The organism is Streptomyces sp. SID13726 (genome assembly GCF_010548375.1).
In the GTDB taxonomy this organism is placed as follows: Bacteria; Actinomycetota; Actinomycetes; order Streptomycetales; family Streptomycetaceae; genus Streptomyces.
The window spans coordinates 171,433-187,559 of the sequence record NZ_JAAGLY010000002.1; the positions used below are offsets into that span (position 1 = coordinate 171,433).

Sequence of the window (16,127 nt, forward strand, 5' to 3'; positions counted from 1 at the left end):
GCCTAGCGATCCACTTCGGCCGCCGACAGGCCACGTGAGGGGGACCTTTCAGGAGCCAATTCACGCATCAGGGGGCTCAGACCCCACGAGCCACATCGAGAAGAACTGGGAGCCGCCGCCGTAGGCGTGCCCGAGCACCTTGCGGGCGCCTTCCACCTGGTGTTCCCCGGCCTGTCCGCGGGCCTGGAGCGCGGCCTCGGCGAAGCGGATCATGCCGGAGGCGCCGATCGGATTGGTGGACAGGACCCCGCCGGACATGTTGACGGGCAGGTCGCCGTCCAGTTCGGTGACCCCGGCCTCGGTGAGCTTCCAGCCCTCGCCCTCGTCGGCGAAGCCCAGGTTCTCCAGCCACATGGGCTCGTACCAGGAGAACGGGACGTACATCTCGACGGCGTCGATGTCCCGGCGCGGGTCGGCGATCCCGGCCTGCCGGTACACGTCGGCCGCGCAGTCCTTGCCGGCCTGCGGCGACACGGCGTCCTTCCCGGCGAAGAGGGTGGGCTCGCTGCGCATCGCACCGCCGAGCATCCAGGCGGGCGGCCGGGGCGCGCGGGCCGCTCCCGCGCGGTCCGTCAGCACCATCGCACAGGCTCCGTCGGAGGACGGGCAGGTCTCGGAGTAGCGGATCGGGTCCCACAGCATGGGCGAGGCCTGGACCTTCTCCAGGGTGATGTCGTGCTCGTGCAGATGCGCGTACGGGTTCTTGAGCGCGTTGCGGCGGTCCTTGTACGCCACCAGCGAGCCGACGGTGTCGGGCGCACCGGTGCGCCGCATGTACGCGCGCACGTGCGGTGCGAAGAAGCCACCGGCCCCGGCCAGCAAGGGCTGCTGGAAGGGGATCGGCAGGGACAGGCCCCACATGGCGTTCGACTCGGACTGCTTCTCGAAGGCGAGCGTGAGCACGGTGCCGTGCACCCGGGCGGCGACCAGGTTGGCGGCGACCAGGGCGGTCGAACCGCCGACGCTGCCCGCCGTGTGCACCCGCAGCATCGGCTTGCCCACCGCGCCGAGCGCGTCGGCGAGGTACAGCTCCGGCATCATGACGCCCTCGAAGAAGTCGGGCGCCTTGCCGATGACCACGGCGTCGATGTCGGCCCACGTCAACTCGGCGTCTACGAGCGCCCGTTGGGCGGCCTCCCGGACGAGCCCGGCGATCGACACGTCCCGGCGGGCCGCGACATGCTTGGTCTGGCCGATGCCTACGACGGCCACGGGCTCCTTGCTCATCGCGGATCCCCTTCGAGTACGGCGACCAGGTTCTGTTGCAGACAGGGCCCGGAGGTGGCGTGGGCGAGGGCCCGGTCGGACTCGCCCCGGTGGATACGGGCGGCGGCCTCACCGATGCGGGCGAGCCCGGCGGCCATCATCGGGTTGGCGGCGAGGGCACCGCCGGACGGGTTGACGCACGTGCTGTCGTCGAGCCGCAGCGCCTTGCGCAGGACGACCTCCTGCGAGGTGAACGGCGCGTGCAACTCGGCGGTGTCCACGGGCCGTTCGAAGGCACCGGCCTTCTCGGCGGCGAGGCGTGCGGAGGGCGAGTCGGTGAGGTCGCGGACGCCGAGCGAGTGGGCCTCGATGCGGTGGTCGATCCCGCGGATCCAGGCGGGGCGCTCGCACAGCTCCCTGGCCCGCTCCCCCGCCGCGAGGATCACGGCGGCGGCCCCGTCACCGATGGGCGGGCAGTCGCCGGTGCGGAGGGGACGTACGACGTAATCCCCTTGCGCCACAGGGCCTTTGAGCTGGGCACGGGGGTTGTCGGTCGCCCGGCTGCGGGCGCCGATCGCGGCCAGCTCGGGCTCGTCCGTGGCACCGGCGTCGATGAGAGCCCGCGCCTGGAGCGCGGCGAGGGCGACGGAGTCGGGCCACAGCGGCGCCACGTAGTACGGGTCCAGCTGCCGGGTGAGCACATCGCGCAGGGAGCCGGGCGAGGACTTGCCGTAGGAGTACACGAGCGCGGTGTCGGCGTCCCCGGACAGCAGCTTGGTCCACGCCTCGTACAGCGCCCAGGCCCCGTCCGTCTCGACGTGCGACTCGGAGATGGGCGGCCAGGCGCCGACGCCGTCGAGGGCCAGGGTGAAGGAGAAGGCGCGCCCGGCGAGGTAGTCGCAGGACCCGGAGCAGGTGAAGCCGATGTCGGCGGTCTTGAGGCCGGTCCGGTCCAGGACGTCGTGCAGGACCGGCATCAGCATCTCCACCTCGGACAGTTCCGCGGTGGTGCGCAGGGTGTCGGACTGGGCGAAGGCCACCACGGCGATGTCGCGGGGCCCCGGTGCTGCGTCGCTGGTCACAGGAGCTCCTTGTACGTCTCGTAGTCCGCGTCGGGTTCGCCGGTGGGCCGGTAGTGGTCCGGATAGCGGCCGTCCGCGCTCCACACCGGCTCGACCCTGAGGCCCATGCGCACCTGGTCGTACGGGATCCCGCCGATCCGCCCGTGCAGCGCGAGGTCGGCGCCGTCGAGGGCGATGTGGGCGTAGACGTACGGCACCTCGATGTCGAGGTTCTTCGCCTTGATGTTGACGATGCAGAAGGTGGTGACCGTGCCGCTCGGCCCTACTTCCACCTGTTCCGATGTGGCGACACCACATGTGGGGCACGCACCCCTCGGCGGCACGTACACCTTGCGGCAGGACGGGCACCGCTCACCGACGGTCCGCTGCCCGGCGAGGGCGTTGATGTAGTCGGTCTGGGCGCGGCCCGGTGAGTAGCTGTAGTCGAGGCGGGCCTCGGCGACGATGCCGTGGACCGGGTTCTCGAACTCGCCGGCGTGCACGGTGACGACGGACTCCTCCCCGTCGTACGGCTCGAAGCAGGCGATGTCCGTGATGGCGCCGATGCGTTCCTCGGCCCAGCGGACCCGGACCCGCATGCCGGTGCGGACGGCGTCGGGTCCGGGTGCGTCGAGAGCGTGCAGCAGGGCGGTGTCGGCGTTGTCGAGCTTCACCAGCACCCAGGCGAACGGCGTGTCCAGCGGCTGCCCGCGCCGGGGTTCGTGGTTCCAGGCCCAGGTGGTCACGGTTCCGGTGAGGCCGACATGGACGAGGTCCCGGATCTCCTCGGCGGTGACGGGGTCGTACTCGACGGGCGGGACCAGGACGCGCCCGTCACGGGTCCTCACACCGAGGATCACGCGGTCACGCAGCCCGGTCAGAAAGGCGCTCTGGACGGGTCCGAGGGAGCGGGTGAAGGGAAATTCGACGACGAGCGGCGCCTTGAGTACGTCAGGCATAGGCGCGTGCCTCCTTCAGAGGTCGGTGCGGGGGCGCCCCTTCAGGGGCGCGGGGAACTGCGCGACCAGCCACAACGGACCCGCGGCCGCCGCACGGCCCGAGCGGTCACGGCGCTACGCGCGCTTGAAGTCGGGCGGCCGCTTCTCTGCGAAGGCGCGAGCCCCTTCCTTCGCGTCGGCGGTGTCGAAGATCGGCCACCCGCGCTTCAGCTCGGCCGCGAGGCCCTCCGTCTCGGTCATCTCCGCCGTCTCGTACACCGACGCCTTGACCGCCTCGACCGCCAACGGCCCGCACGCGTTGATCAGTTCGGCGATCTCCAGGGCCTTGGCGAGCGCCGTCCCGTCCGGCACGACATGGCCGACGAGTCCGATGCCGGCGGCCTCGCGCGCGGTGTACGGCCGCCCCGTGAGCAGCATCTCCAGCGCATGGGTGCGCGGGATCTGCCGCTGCAGCCGGACCGTGGAGCCGCCGATCGGGAACAGCCCGCGCTTCACCTCGAACAACCCGAAGGTCGCGGACTCGCCGGCGACCCGGATGTCGGTGCCCTGGAGCATCTCGGTGCCGCCCGCGACGCAGTAGCCCTCGACGGCCGCGATGACCGGTTTGCGGGGGCGGTGATGGCGCAGCATCGCCTTCCAGTGCAGGTCCGGGTCGGCCTTCAGGCGGTCCCGGTACTGCTCGCCGCCACCGCTCCGGCCCGCGAGGGCCTTGAGATCCATGCCGGCGCAGAACGAGTCGCCCGCGCCGGTGAAGACGACCGAGCGGATCGTGTCGTCCGCGTCCGCCTCCAGCCAGCCGTCGTAGAGGCCGACCAGCATCGGCAACGAGAGCGCGTTCTTCGCCTCCGGCCTGTTGAGCGTGAGCACCAGTGTGGCGCCCTCGCGCTGGATGTCGAGGTGTTCCGTCCCACCCATCGACCGTCTCCCCTCTGCCAGAACGAGAACAGGTTGCAGGAGGCGCCGATGCACTTCAAGAGTTTTCTGACAGTCAGTCAGATTTATTCGCGCGAACTCTTCACAGTCACGCCGCCCTTTGCTCTGATGACCGGCGAACCGTCCAGCAGCCAGGCCGCGTTGGGTCAGGAGGAGCCGGTGGAGTACAACCTTGCCGACCTGTTCGAGTCGGTCGTCGACGTGGTGCCGGACCGGGAGGCGCTCGCGTATCTCGACGTCCCCGGTACGGGTGCGGAGCGCCGTCTGACGTACGCGGAACTGGACGCGGCCGCGAACCGGATCGGCCACCATCTCCTCGACAACGGCATCCGCGCCGGCGAGCACGTCGGGCTGCATCTCTACAACGGCGTGGAGTACGTGCAGGCCCTGCTGGGCTGCCTGAAGGCGCGGATCGTGCCGGTCAACGTCAACTACCGCTACGTGGAAGAGGAGTTGGTCTACCTCTACCGGGACGCCGACCTCGTGGGACTGCTCTTCGACGCGGAGTTCACGGAGCGGGTGGCGGCGGCCCTGCCGCTCACCGACCGGTTGCGGCACCTGGTGCGGGTCGGCCCCGCGGAGCCGGGCGAACCGTCCGCCGTGGACTTCGCCGAAGCGGAGGCCTCCGGGTCTCCGGGGCGCGGGTTCCCGGCCCGCTCGGCCGACGACCAGTTCATCATCTACACCGGCGGCACCACCGGGATGCCCAAGGGCGTGATGTGGCGTCAGGAGGACCTGTTCTTCTCGGGGTTGGGCGGCGGAGCCCCGACCGGTGAGCCGGTCAAGCGGCCCGAGGAACTTGCCGAGCGGGTCGCCGCGGGCGGCTCCGGCATCACCTTCTTCCCCACGCCCCCGCTGATGCACGGCACCTCCACCCTGACCGCGCTCATCGGCTTCAACTTCGGCCAACGGGTCGTGCTGCACCGCAGGTTCGTGCCCGAGGAGGTGCTGCGGACCGTCGAGCGGGAGAGGGTCAGCGCGATGTCACTGGTGGGCGACGCGATGCTGCGGCCACTGATCGACGCGCTGGAGGGCCCGATGAAGGGCACCGACATGTCGTCGATGTTCAGCGTGTCCTCGTCGGGGGCGATCATGTCGGACACCGTGAACCGGCAGTTCCGGGCGCTCGTCCCGAACGCCGTGCTGCTCAACAACTTCGGCTCCTCCGAGTCCGGCTTCAACGGGACGGCGACCGAGGACTCCGGGCCCGAGCGGGGCTTTCGGGTGCGGGTCAACTCCCGTACGCAGGTGGTCGATCCGGCGACCCACGAGCCCGTCGAGGTGGGCGAGGTGGGCCGGGTCGCGCAGTGCGGCCATGTGCCGCTCGGCTACTACAACGACCCGCGGAAAACCGCCGAGACCTTCTTCGAGAAGGACGGCGAACGGTGGGTGCTGCTCGGCGACATGGCGACCGTCGACGAGGAAGGGGTCGTCACCGTGCTCGGGCGGGGCTCCCAGTGCATCAACACGGGCGGCGAGAAGGTGTATCCGGAGGAGGTCGAACAGGCCCTCAAGGCCCATCCGGACGTGTACGACGCGCTCGTGGCCGGGGTGCCGGACGTGCGGTGGGGACACCATGTGGCGGCCGTGGTGCAGCTGCGCGAGGGCGCGGTCCCGATCTCCCTGGAGGATCTGCAGACGCACTGCCGGGCCCGGCTCGCCGGGTACAAGGTGCCGCGTCAGCTGGTGATCGCGGAGTCCATCCGCCGGTCGCCGAGCGGCAAGGCGGACTACCGGTGGGCGCAGAAGGTGGCGGTCGCGGCGGACGGGTGACGGTTCGATGCCGATGGCGGGCGATTGAACCGAACGTGACGTGCGAACGTACTGGTGGTGGCAGGCTCGGTCAGCGGGCCCTGTTCGTCATGCCGTCACGGCAGGACCGCACGCCATCGCACGACCGCACGGAAGGACCACCGGGTGTCACTCTTCACTCGCTCTCGCCAACTGCCGGGTACCGCTCAGGGCGAGACGGACGCGGGTGGCGGCGATACGGCGGAGCCGGGGGTGACGGAGGAGGCCGTACGGGACGAGGATCCTGACGCGGCCACCGAGAGCACTGGGGTCGCCGAGGGCACCAAAAGCACCGGGGTCACAGAAGCCACAGAGGTCACAGGAACTTCTGAGTCCGCCGAGAGCACCGAAGACACCGCACCCACCAAGCCACAGCCCTCCCCCGGCTGGTTCGGCTGGCGCCGCCGCTACCCCCGTACCGCGCACGGCGTGACCGTCGGGACGAGTGTCCTGGCCGGCGCCCTGGTCCTGCTCGCGCTGGTGCTGCCCAACCGGCTCGACAAGACCAACGTCTACATGTTCCTCCGGCTCCCCGTCGAGGGGATCATCCTCGCGGCGCTCCTCCTGCTGCTGCCGCCGAGGGCGCGCCGGATCACGGCGGTCGGCGCGGGGCTGTTCCTCGGGCTGTTCACCGTCCTGAAGTTCATCGACATGGGCTTCTACCAGTTCCTGGCCCGGCCGTTCGACCTGGTCTTCGACTGGATCCTGCTGGACGACGCGAGGGACTTCCTCAAGGACTCGTTCGGACGCACGGGCGAGGTGCTGGCAGTGGTCGCCGTGTTCGTCCTGCTGGCCGCGGTGCTCTCGCTGAGCACCTGGGCGGTGGTGCGGCTGGCGAACGTCATGGCCCGGCACCGCACGGTGGCGGTCCCCACCACCCTGGTCCTGGGCACCGCGTGGATCACCTGTTTCACCATGGGCGTGCAGATCGGCGGGGTCGGTTTCGCCACCAAGGGCAACTCCGAGGTGCTGGCGAACCGGGTGGAGTACGTCCGCAACGGCCTCGGCGACGCCAAGGTGTTCCGCAAGGAGGCGGCGGTCGACGCCTTCGCGGCCACTCCCCCGAACCAGCTGCTGACGGGGCTGCGCGGCAAGGACGTCCTGTTCACGTTCATCGAGAGCTACGGCCGGGTCGCGCTCGACGACCCGGCGATGGCGCCGGAGATGGACGCGACGCTCGCGGAGGGCACGAGCCGGCTCAAGTCGGCCGGCTTCGACGCGCGCAGCGGCTGGCTGCGGTCGCCCGTGACGGGGGCCGGCAGCTGGCTCGCCCACTCGACCTTCCTGTCCGGTCTGTGGATCAAGAACCAGCAGCGGTACCTGGCCCTGACCACGGGCGACCGGGCGACTCTCACCAGCTATTTCCAGAAGACCGGCGCCTGGCGCACGGTCGGCATCGTGCCGGGTGTGCGGAAGTCCTGGCCCGAGGGCAAGTACTTCGGCCTCGACCACATCTACGACTCCACGCACCTGGGCTACGAAGGCCCCTACTTCAGCTGGACGCCGGTACCGGACCAGTTCAGCCTGGAGGCCTTCCAGCGGCTGGAGCACGGCAAGAAGAACCGTGATCCGATCATGGCGGAGATCATCCTGGCCTCCAGCCACAATCCCTGGTCGCCCATCGCCCACACCATCGACTGGGACGACCTCGGCGACGGCAAGGTGTTCAACGAGATCAAGAAGGAGGGCACCAACCCGACGGAGGTCTGGAAGAGCCGGGAGCGTGTGCGCACGGAGTACCGCAAGGCCGTGCAGTACTCCGTGGACAGCCTCACCCAGTGGATGCAGCGCTACGGCGACGAGAACACCGTCCTGGTCTTCCTCGGCGACCATCAGCCCGTCCCGACCGTCACCAAGGGCGACACCAGCAAGGACGTGCCGATCACCATCGTCGCCAAGGACCCCAAGGTGCTCGACCGGGTGGCCGACTGGAACTGGACCGAGGGCCTCAAGCCCGCCGACAACGCGCCCGAATGGAGCATGGACAAGTTCCGCGACCGCTTCATGACCGCGTTCGCGAAGTGACGCCCCGCGTTTCCCGGCAGGGCGCATCCTGGGACGGGTCCGGTGCGAAATCGCGGCGGACCCCTTGCCCCGGACCAGGTCAGGTGGATTACTGATCTCCGGAACCTGACCGAATGATCGGTCGCCCGGAATGGTGCGGTCGGCGGAAGGACGTCCGATGACGGATGCAAGGCAGTCGCTGGACTCGGGGGAACGGCTGGACGCCGAGGCGCTGCGGGCGTTGCAGCTGGAGCGGCTGCGGGCGTCACTGCGGCACGCGTACGAGAACGTGCCGTTCTACCGGGCGTCCTTCGACAAGGCGGGCGTCCGTCCGCAGGACTGCCGGTCGCTCGCCGACCTGGAGCACTTCCCCTTCACCACCAAGGCGGACCTGCGGGAGAACTATCCGTACGGGATGTTCGCCGTGCCGCGCGACCATGTGCGCCGCATCCATGCCTCCAGCGGCACCACCGGGCGCCCCACAGTGGTCGGCTATACGGACAACGACCTCTCCCTGTGGGCCGACATGGTGGCGCGCTCCATCCGGGCAGCGGGCGGGCGGCCCGGGGACGTCGTCCATGTGGCGTACGGCTACGGTCTGTTCACCGGCGGACTCGGCGCCCACTACGGCGCCGAACGGCTCGGCTGTACGGTCGTCCCCGCGTCCGGCGGCATGACGTCCCGCCAGGTCCAGCTGATCCAGGACCTGGAGCCCGGGGTCATCATGGTGACCCCGTCGTACATGCTGACGCTCCTCGACGAGTTCGAGCGGCAGGGCGTCGATCCGCGCGGCACCTCCCTCAGGGTGGGTGTCTTCGGCGCCGAGCCCTGGACGGAGGAGATGCGCCGGGAGATCGAGGAGCGGTTCGCGATCGACGCGGTCGACATATACGGGCTGTCGGAGGTGATCGGCCCGGGGGTCGCGCAGGAGTGCGTGGAGACCAAGGACGGCCTCCATGTGTGGGAGGACCACTTCTTCCCCGAGATCGTCGACCCGGTCACCGGGGAGGTGCTGCCGGACGGCGAGAAGGGCGAGCTGGTCTTCACCTCGCTCACGAAGGAGGCCATGCCCGTAGTCCGCTACCGGACCCGGGATCTCACCCGGCTGCTGCCGGGCACGGCCCGGGTGTTCCGGCGGATGGAGAAGATCACCGGGCGCAGCGACGACATGGTGATCCTGCGCGGGGTGAACCTCTTCCCCACCCAGGTCGAGGAGATCGTCCTGCGCACCCCGGGCGTGGCGCCCCACTTCCAGCTCCGGCTCACCCGTGAGGGCCGTCTGGACGCGCTCACCGTGCGGGCGGAGGCCCGGCAGGGTGCTACTCCGGAGACCCGGGACGCGGCCGCACGGGCCATCGCGGCGGCCGTGAAGGACGGCATCGGGGTGTCGGTGGACGTCGAGATCGTCGAACCGGAGTCCCTGGAGCGGTCCGTCGGCAAGATCCGCCGGATCGTCGACCTGCGCCCCCGCTAGCCGGCGAACCGGTCCCGCAGCTCCCGCTTGAGGATCTTGCCGCTGGCGTTCCGCGGCAGCTCGTCCACGAACAGCACCCGCTTGGGCGCCTTGAAGTGGGCGAGCTTCTCCCGCGCGTGGTCGACGAGTTCGGCCTCGGTGACCTCGCCGCGCGGGACGACGACCGCCGTGACGGCCTCGATCCACCGCTCGTCGGGCAGGCCGATCACGGCGACCTCGGCGACCGCCTCGTGCGTGTAGAGAGCGTCCTCGACCTGGCGTGAAGCGACCAGCACCCCACCGGAGTTGATGACGTCCTTCACCCGGTCGACGATCGTGAAGTAGCCGTGCGCGTCCCGGACCGCGAGGTCGCCGGAGTGGAACCAGCCGTCCCGGAAGGCCGCTTCGGTCTCCTCGGGCTTGTCCCAGTAGCCCCCGCACAACTGGGGCGACTTGTAGACGATCTCGCCCGCGGTGCCGTCGGGCACGTCCTTGCCCTCCTCGTCGACCACGCGCGCGTCGACGAACAGCACGGTCCGGCCGCAGGAGTCCATCCGCCCCTTGTGCTCGTCGGGGGCGAGCACGGTGGCCAGCGGGCCGATCTCGCTCTGTCCGAAGCAGTTGTAGAAGGCCAGCTTCGGCAGCCGCTCGCGCAGTCGCTCCAGGACGGGCACCGGCATGATCGAGGCGCCGTAGTACGCCTTGCGCAGCCCGCTCAGGTCGCGCTCGGCGAAGTCGGGGCGGTTGGACAGCCCGATCCACACCGTGGGCGGGGCGAACAGGCTGTCGGCGCGGCCCTCCTCGATCAGGTCGAAGAGCCGGTCGCCGTCGGGCGAGTCGAGGATGACGTTGGTCGCGCCGACCGCGAGGTAGGGCAGCAGGAAGACATGCATCTGCGCGGAGTGGTACAGCGGCAGCGAGTGCACGGGCCGGTCGCCCGCGCTCAGGTCGCAGGCGGTGATCGCGCTCAAGTACTCGTGCACCAGGGCCCGATGGGTCATCATCGCGCCCTTCGGCAGGGCCGTCGTCCCCGAAGTGTACAGCAGCTGGACGAGGTCCTCGCCACGCGCCTCCGGTCCGTCGTACGGCGGTGTCGTGTCGAGAAGCGCCATCAGCGAGCCGTCGGCGTCCCGCAGCGCCAACGTGCGGACACCGTCGGGGAGTCGGCCGGCGAGGTCGGGGTCGGTGAGCACGAACGTGCTGCCCGACTGGCCGACGATGTACGCGAGATCGTCCCCGGTGAGGTTCTGGTTGACCGGCACGTGCACCAGTCCGGCGCGGGCGCAGGCGAGGAAGGCGATCAGATAGGCGTCCGAGTTGTGGCCGTAGGCGCCGACCCGGTCGCCGGGGCCGAGCCCCTGGTCGAGCAGGACTCGGGCCGCGCGTGAGACGGCGTCGTCGAGTGCCTCGTACGTCCATGAGCGCTCGCCGTACTCCACCGCGACGCGCGCGGGGGTGCGCCGGGCGCTGCGGCGCAGAACTCCGTCAACCGTACTGCCGTGTCCTGGCGTCATACGGGACAACCTACCGGTTGGTACGCTCAACCGCTCCTTCCCTCAATGACGTTGGGAGGCACGATGCGCACCCGTCTGAGACGCTCCGTCGTCGCGGCCGTGGCCCTGTTCGCCGCCGCGGGCACACTGCCCGCCGCGGCCGCGCAGGACCAGCACAGGCAGGAACATCCCTCGCACGGCGGTCTGTCCGCCACCATCCGCTACACCGAGTACGGCATCCCGCACATCCTGGCCGACGACTACGCGGACCTCGGCTTCGGCACCGGCTGGGCGCAGGCCACCGACCAGGTGTGCACGCTCGCCGACGGTTTCGTGACCGTGCGCGGCGAGCGTTCCCGCTTCTTCGGGGCCGACGCGGCCTCCGACTCCGCGCTGTCCTCGGCCGCGAAGAACCTCTCCGGCGACCTGTACTTCCGCGGGGTGCGGGAGGCGGGGACGGTGGAGAAGCTGCTGGCCCGGCCCGCGCCGCTCGGTCCGAGCCGGGAGGTGAAGGACCTGATGCGGGGGTTCGCGGCGGGCTACAACGCCTGGCTGAGGAAGAACCGGATCAACGACCCGGCGTGCCGGGGCGCCGTCTGGGTGCGCCCGGTCACCATGACGGACGTCGCCACGCGTTTCTACGCCCTCTCCGTCCTCGGCGGACAGGGCGGCTCCGTGGACGACATCACCTCGGCACAGCCGCCCACGCCTGCCTCGGGCCCCGCTCCGGCGGCCGACGCCGACGCGCTGGTCGAGGCAGTCCGGGCGCGGACCGCCGATGCCGACATGGGTTCCAACGCGGTCGCCTTCAACGGCTCGACCACGGCGAACGGCCGCGGACTGCTGCTGGGCAACCCGCACTATCCGTGGCAGGGCGGACGCCGGTTCTGGCAGTCGCAGCAGACGATCCCGGGCGAGCTGAACGTCGCCGGCGGCTCGCTGCTCGGCTCGCCGACCGTCTCCATCGGCTACAACTCCCGGGTGGCGTGGAGCCACACCGTCTCGACCGGCGTCCCGTTCAACCTGACCCGGCTCACCCTCGACCCGGCCGATCCCACCGTGTACCTGGTGGACGGCAGGGCGGAGCGGATGACGAAGCGGACCGTGACCGTACCGGTCAAGGACGGCGCCCCGGTGACCCGCACCCAGTGGTGGACACGCTACGGCCCGGTCGTCGCCGACACCTCGGGCGACCTGCCGCTGCCCTGGACGGCGAGCACGGCATACGCGCTGAACGACCCGAACGCCGTGAACCTGCGGTTCGCCGACACCTCGCTCGACTTCAGCAAGGCGCGCTCCACGGCGGACGTCCTGAAGTCCCTCGCCCGGCACCAGGGGCTGCCGTGGGTGAACACGATCGCCGCGGACTCCTCGGGGCACTCCCTGTACACCCAGTCGCAGGTGCTGCCCAGGATCACCGACGAGCTGGCCGCGCGGTGCTCCACGGATCTCGGCAGGGTCACCTATCCGCGGGCCGGTCTCGCGGTCCTCGACGGCTCCCGGGGCGACTGCGCGCTCGGCAGCGATCCGGACGCCGTGCAGCCGGGGATCTTCGGGCCCGCGAAGATGCCGGTCCTCAAGAACGCGCCATACTCGGAGAACTCCAACGACAGCGCCTGGCTGGCCAACGCCGACCGGCCGCTGACCGGTTACGAGCGGGTCTTCGGCACCATCGGCACCCAGCGTTCGATGCGCACTCGTGGGGCGATCCAGGACGTGTCCGCGATGGCGGAGCGGGGCCGGCTGACCGTACGGGACCTTCAGGCGCAGCAGTTCGCGAACCGGGTGACCGCGGGCGGCCTCGCGGCGGCGGACGCGGCGAAGGCGTGTGCCGCGCTGCCGGGCGGTACGGCGACGGGCAGTGACGGCAAGGCCGTCGACGTGAGCGAGGCGTGCCGGGTGCTCGCGGCCTGGGACCGTACCGCGAACACCGACAGCCGGGGCGCGCTGCTCTTCGACCGGCTCTGGCGCAAGCTGCCCAACTCCCCGCTGTGGAAGGTGCCGTTCTCGGCGGCCGACCCCGTGGGCACGCCGAACACCCTCAACACCGACACAGCGGCCTTCGCCAGGACCCTGGCGGACACCGTCGCCGAGCTGAGGGCGGCGGGCATCGCGCTGGACTCCCGGCTCGGGGAGCACCAGTTCGTGGTGCGCAACGGCAAGCGCATCCCCGTTCCGGGGGCCACGGAGTCGCTGGGGGTGTGGAACAAGGTCGAGCCGGTGTGGAACCCGGCGGGCGGCGGATACACGGAGGTGACGACCGGGTCCAGCTACATCCAGGCGGTCGGCTGGGACGGCGGCCGCTGCCCGGTGGCCCGGACGCTGCTGACGTACTCCCAGTCGTCGAACCCGAACTCGCCCCACTACAGCGACCAGACGCGGTTGTTCTCGGCGGAGAAGTGGGTGACGCCCCGCTTCTGCGAGAAGGACATCCTGTCCTCGCCCTCGTTGAAGGTCCTGCGCGTGCGCGAACACTGAGGCCGTGTGGTCCCGTCACACATGTGGCGGGACCACACCGTCCCTCACACCGCTCGTGCCCGCCCCTCCCAGTACGGGTCCCGCAGCCGTCGCTTGTACAGCTTGCCGTTGGGGTCGCGGGGCATCTCCGCGATGAAGTCGACGCTCTTGGGGCGCTTGTAGCCGGCGAGTTGCCGCGCGCAGTGGTCGAGGATCGCGGCGGCGAGGTCGGGGCCGGGGTCGTGCCCGGGCGCTGGTTCCACCACGGCCTTGACCTCCTCGCCCCAGTCGTCGTGCGGGATGCCGAAGGCGGCGGCGTCGGCGACGGCGGGGTGCTGGAGCAGGACGGACTCGATCTCGGCGGGGTAGATGTTGACCCCGCCGGAGATGATCATGTCGATCTTGCGGTCGCGGAGGAAGAGATACCCGTCCTCGTCGAGGAGGCCGAGGTCGCCGACGGTGAAGAAGTCCCCGATGCGGTTCTTCCGCGTCTTGGCCTCGTCCTTGTGGTAGGCGAAGCCGCCGGTGTTCATCTTCAGGTACACGGTGCCGAGTTCACCGGGCGGCAGCCGGTTGCCGTCGTCGTCGAAGATCGCGAGTTCGCTGATCGGCCAGGCCTTGCCGACCGTCCCCGGCTTCTTCAGCCAGTCCTCGGCGGTCGCGAAGGCACCCCCGCCCTCGCTGGCCGCGTAGTACTCCTCCACGCACGGCCCCCACCAGTCGAGCATCGCCCGCTTCACATGGTCGGGACAGGGGGCGGCGCCGTGGATGGCGTGCCGCATGGCTGAGACGTCGTAGCCCGCCCTGACGTCCTCGGGGAGCGCCAGCAGGCGGTGGAACTGGGTCGGCACCATGTGCGTGTGGGTGCACCGGTGCTCGTCGATCAGCCGCAGCATCTCCTGTGGCGTCCACTTGTCCATCAGGACCAGCGGGTGGCCGATGTGCAGGCTCGCGGCGGCGAACTGGAGGACGGCCGTGTGGTAGAGCGGCGAGCAGACCAGATGGACGTTGTCGCCGAAGGGCTGGATGCCGAAGATGCCGAGGAAGCCGCCGAGGTACGCCTCCTCGGGCCGCTTGCCGGGCAGCGGCCTGCGGATGCCGCGCGGGCGGCCCGTGGTGCCCGAGGTGTAGTTCATGACCCAGCCGAGCTCCCGGTCCGCGGGCGCCGACTCCGGCTGCCCGTCGAGGAGTTCGGCGTACGGCCGGAAGCCCTCGACCTCGCCGACGGCGTACCGGTGGGTGCCCGGCAGGCCCGCCTCGTCGGCCGCGTGGCGTGCCGCGTCGGCGAAGCGTTCGTGGGCGATGAGCACCTTGGCGCCGGAGTCGGCGACGATCCAGGCGATCTCGGGGGCGACGAAGTGGTGGTTGATCGGCACCAGGTAGAGGCCGGCCTGGCTGGCGGCGAGGTGCGCGGTGAAGAACTCGGCGCTGTTGGGCAGGACCACGGCGAAGGCATCCCCGCGCTCCAGTCCGGCGGCGCGCAGGCCGTGCACGAGCCGGTTGGCGGCCGCGTGCAGACGACCGGCGGTCCACGGCTCGCCGTCGGGGGCGATGAGGACCGTGCGCGAGGGGTCCTGGGCGGCCTGGGCCCAGAAGCCCGCGGGAGGTGTGCTCGTCACTGGCCGCTCCTTCCGGCGATGCGGTTGACGCGATCCACGGCTTTCTCGAAACCGCGGGTGAGGTCGTCGAAGACGGCCTGGACGCTGCGTTCGCTGGTCATCCGGCCGACGATCTGGCCGACCGGCGTGCCCAGCAGGGGGTCGACCTCGTACTTCTGGATGCGTGAGACGGCGTCGGCGACCAGCAGGCCCTGGAGGGGCATGGGGAGGGTGCCCGGTCCGTCGGCGGAGTCCCAGGCGTCGGTCCACTCGGTACGGAGCTGGCGTGCGGGCTTCCCGGTCAGGGCGCGGGAGCGGACGGTGTCGCCGGAGCCGGCCGCGAGGAGTTTCTCGATGAGCCTGGGTGAGGGGAGTTCGGCCTCTGTGGTGGTCAGCCATATGGAGCCGAGCCACACACCCTGGGCGCCCAGTGCCAGTGCGGCCGCCACCTGCTGGCCGCTGCCGATGCCGCCGGCCGCGAGCACGGGCAGCGGGTCCACGGCGTCGACGACCTCGGGGGTGAGGACCATGGAGGCGATCTCACCGGTGTGCCCGCCGGCCTCGTAGCCCTGTGCGACCACGACGTCGATCCCGCCCTCCTTGTGCTTGACCGCGTGCCGAGCGCTGCCCGCGAGGGCGGCGACGAGGACGTCGTGCTCGTGGGCGCGGTCCACCACGTCGGCGGGCGGGGAGCCGAGGGCGTTGGCGAGCAGCCGGATCGGGTAGTCGAAGGCGACGTCCAGCTGACTGCGGGCCACCTGCTCCATCCACCCGGTGATGCGCCACCCGGACGCCTCTCCCTCGGCGAGTTCGGGCACCCCGTACTTGGCAAGGGTGTCCTTGACGAACTGCCGGTGCCCCTCGGGGATCATCGCCTCGACGTCGGCCTCGCTGACCCCTTCGACCTTCTTGGCGGGCATGACGACGTCCAGGCCGTAGGGCTTGCCGTCGACGTGGGCCTCGATCCAGTCGAGGTCGCGTTTGAGTTCGTCGGGGGCCGTGTAGCGGACCGCGCCGAGCACTCCGAAGCCGCCGGCCCGGCTGATGGCCGCGGCGACGGCGGGGAACGGCGTGAAGCCGAAGACGGCGTGCTCGACTCCCAGTTTCTTGCTCAGCTCCGTCTGCATGGCCGCAGGATGCCGCAGTCCTCCGGACGACGGAAGAGGTTTTCT

Annotated in this window: 11 protein-coding genes; 4 read left to right on the forward strand and 7 right to left on the reverse strand. The window is 70.6% G+C overall.

Going from position 1 to position 16,127, the window contains the following annotated elements:
• Positions 1 to 60: 60 nt before the first annotated feature.
• From G3I78_RS04815 to G3I78_RS04830, 4 genes are all read right to left on the reverse strand, one after another.
• Positions 61 to 1,227: a thiolase domain-containing protein gene (locus G3I78_RS04815; RefSeq protein ID WP_164421523.1), complete on the reverse strand. Its 1,167-nt coding sequence runs from the start codon at positions 1,225 to 1,227 to the stop codon at positions 61 to 63.
• Positions 1,224 to 2,288 (reverse strand): thiolase domain-containing protein, encoded by a 1,065-nt coding sequence (locus G3I78_RS04820; protein WP_164421524.1) that lies wholly within the window; start codon positions 2,286 to 2,288, stop codon positions 1,224 to 1,226. The genes G3I78_RS04815 and G3I78_RS04820 overlap by 4 nt, the downstream gene beginning before the upstream one ends.
• Positions 2,285 to 3,226, reverse strand: coding sequence for an OB-fold nucleic acid binding domain-containing protein (locus G3I78_RS04825; protein WP_164421525.1), 942 nt, complete (start codon positions 3,224 to 3,226; stop codon positions 2,285 to 2,287). Before G3I78_RS04825 ends, G3I78_RS04820 begins: the two co-directional genes overlap by 4 nt.
• A gap of 114 nt (positions 3,227 to 3,340) precedes the next feature.
• Entirely contained in the window at positions 3,341 to 4,141 is an 801-nt protein-coding gene (locus G3I78_RS04830) for a crotonase/enoyl-CoA hydratase family protein (RefSeq protein ID WP_164421526.1), read from the reverse strand.
• Positions 4,142 to 4,318: 177 nt separating this feature from the next.
• Here G3I78_RS04830 and G3I78_RS04835 point away from each other — a divergent pair, with 177 nt between their 5' ends.
• The 3 genes from G3I78_RS04835 (at position 4,319) to paaK (ending at position 9,428) form a co-directional block, all read left to right on the forward strand.
• Positions 4,319 to 5,932: an acyl-CoA synthetase gene (locus G3I78_RS04835; protein WP_164422094.1), complete on the forward strand. Its 1,614-nt coding sequence runs from the start codon at positions 4,319 to 4,321 to the stop codon at positions 5,930 to 5,932.
• A gap of 144 nt (positions 5,933 to 6,076) precedes the next feature.
• On the forward strand, positions 6,077 to 7,975 hold the full coding sequence (locus tag G3I78_RS04840) for a sulfatase (RefSeq protein WP_343243648.1): 1,899 nt from the start codon (positions 6,077 to 6,079) through the stop codon (positions 7,973 to 7,975).
• A gap of 157 nt (positions 7,976 to 8,132) precedes the next feature.
• Positions 8,133 to 9,428, forward strand: coding sequence for a phenylacetate--CoA ligase PaaK (gene paaK, locus G3I78_RS04845; protein WP_164421527.1), 1,296 nt, complete (start codon positions 8,133 to 8,135; stop codon positions 9,426 to 9,428).
• On the opposite strand, the gene G3I78_RS04850 is transcribed toward paaK, so the two are convergent.
• Positions 9,425 to 10,921, reverse strand: a complete 1,497-nt coding sequence (locus tag G3I78_RS04850; RefSeq protein ID WP_164421528.1) for an acyl-CoA synthetase — start codon at positions 10,919 to 10,921, stop codon at positions 9,425 to 9,427. The two genes, paaK and G3I78_RS04850, sit on opposite strands and share 4 nt — an antisense overlap.
• Before the next feature lie 63 nt (positions 10,922 to 10,984).
• Between G3I78_RS04850 and G3I78_RS04855 the strand changes: the two genes are divergently transcribed.
• Positions 10,985 to 13,378 (forward strand): penicillin acylase family protein, encoded by a 2,394-nt coding sequence (locus G3I78_RS04855; protein WP_164421529.1) that lies wholly within the window; start codon positions 10,985 to 10,987, stop codon positions 13,376 to 13,378.
• 44 nt (positions 13,379 to 13,422) lie between these two features.
• On the opposite strand, the gene G3I78_RS04860 is transcribed toward G3I78_RS04855, so the two are convergent.
• Positions 13,423 to 14,976 carry an acyl-CoA synthetase gene (locus G3I78_RS04860; protein WP_164421530.1) on the reverse strand — a complete coding sequence of 518 codons (1,554 nt, stop codon included), beginning with the start codon at positions 14,974 to 14,976 and terminating at the stop codon, positions 13,423 to 13,425.
• Positions 14,973 to 16,082 (reverse strand): nitronate monooxygenase family protein, encoded by a 1,110-nt coding sequence (locus tag G3I78_RS04865; protein WP_164421531.1) that lies wholly within the window; start codon positions 16,080 to 16,082, stop codon positions 14,973 to 14,975. Before G3I78_RS04865 ends, G3I78_RS04860 begins: the two co-directional genes overlap by 4 nt.
• Positions 16,083 to 16,127 lie beyond the last annotated feature (45 nt).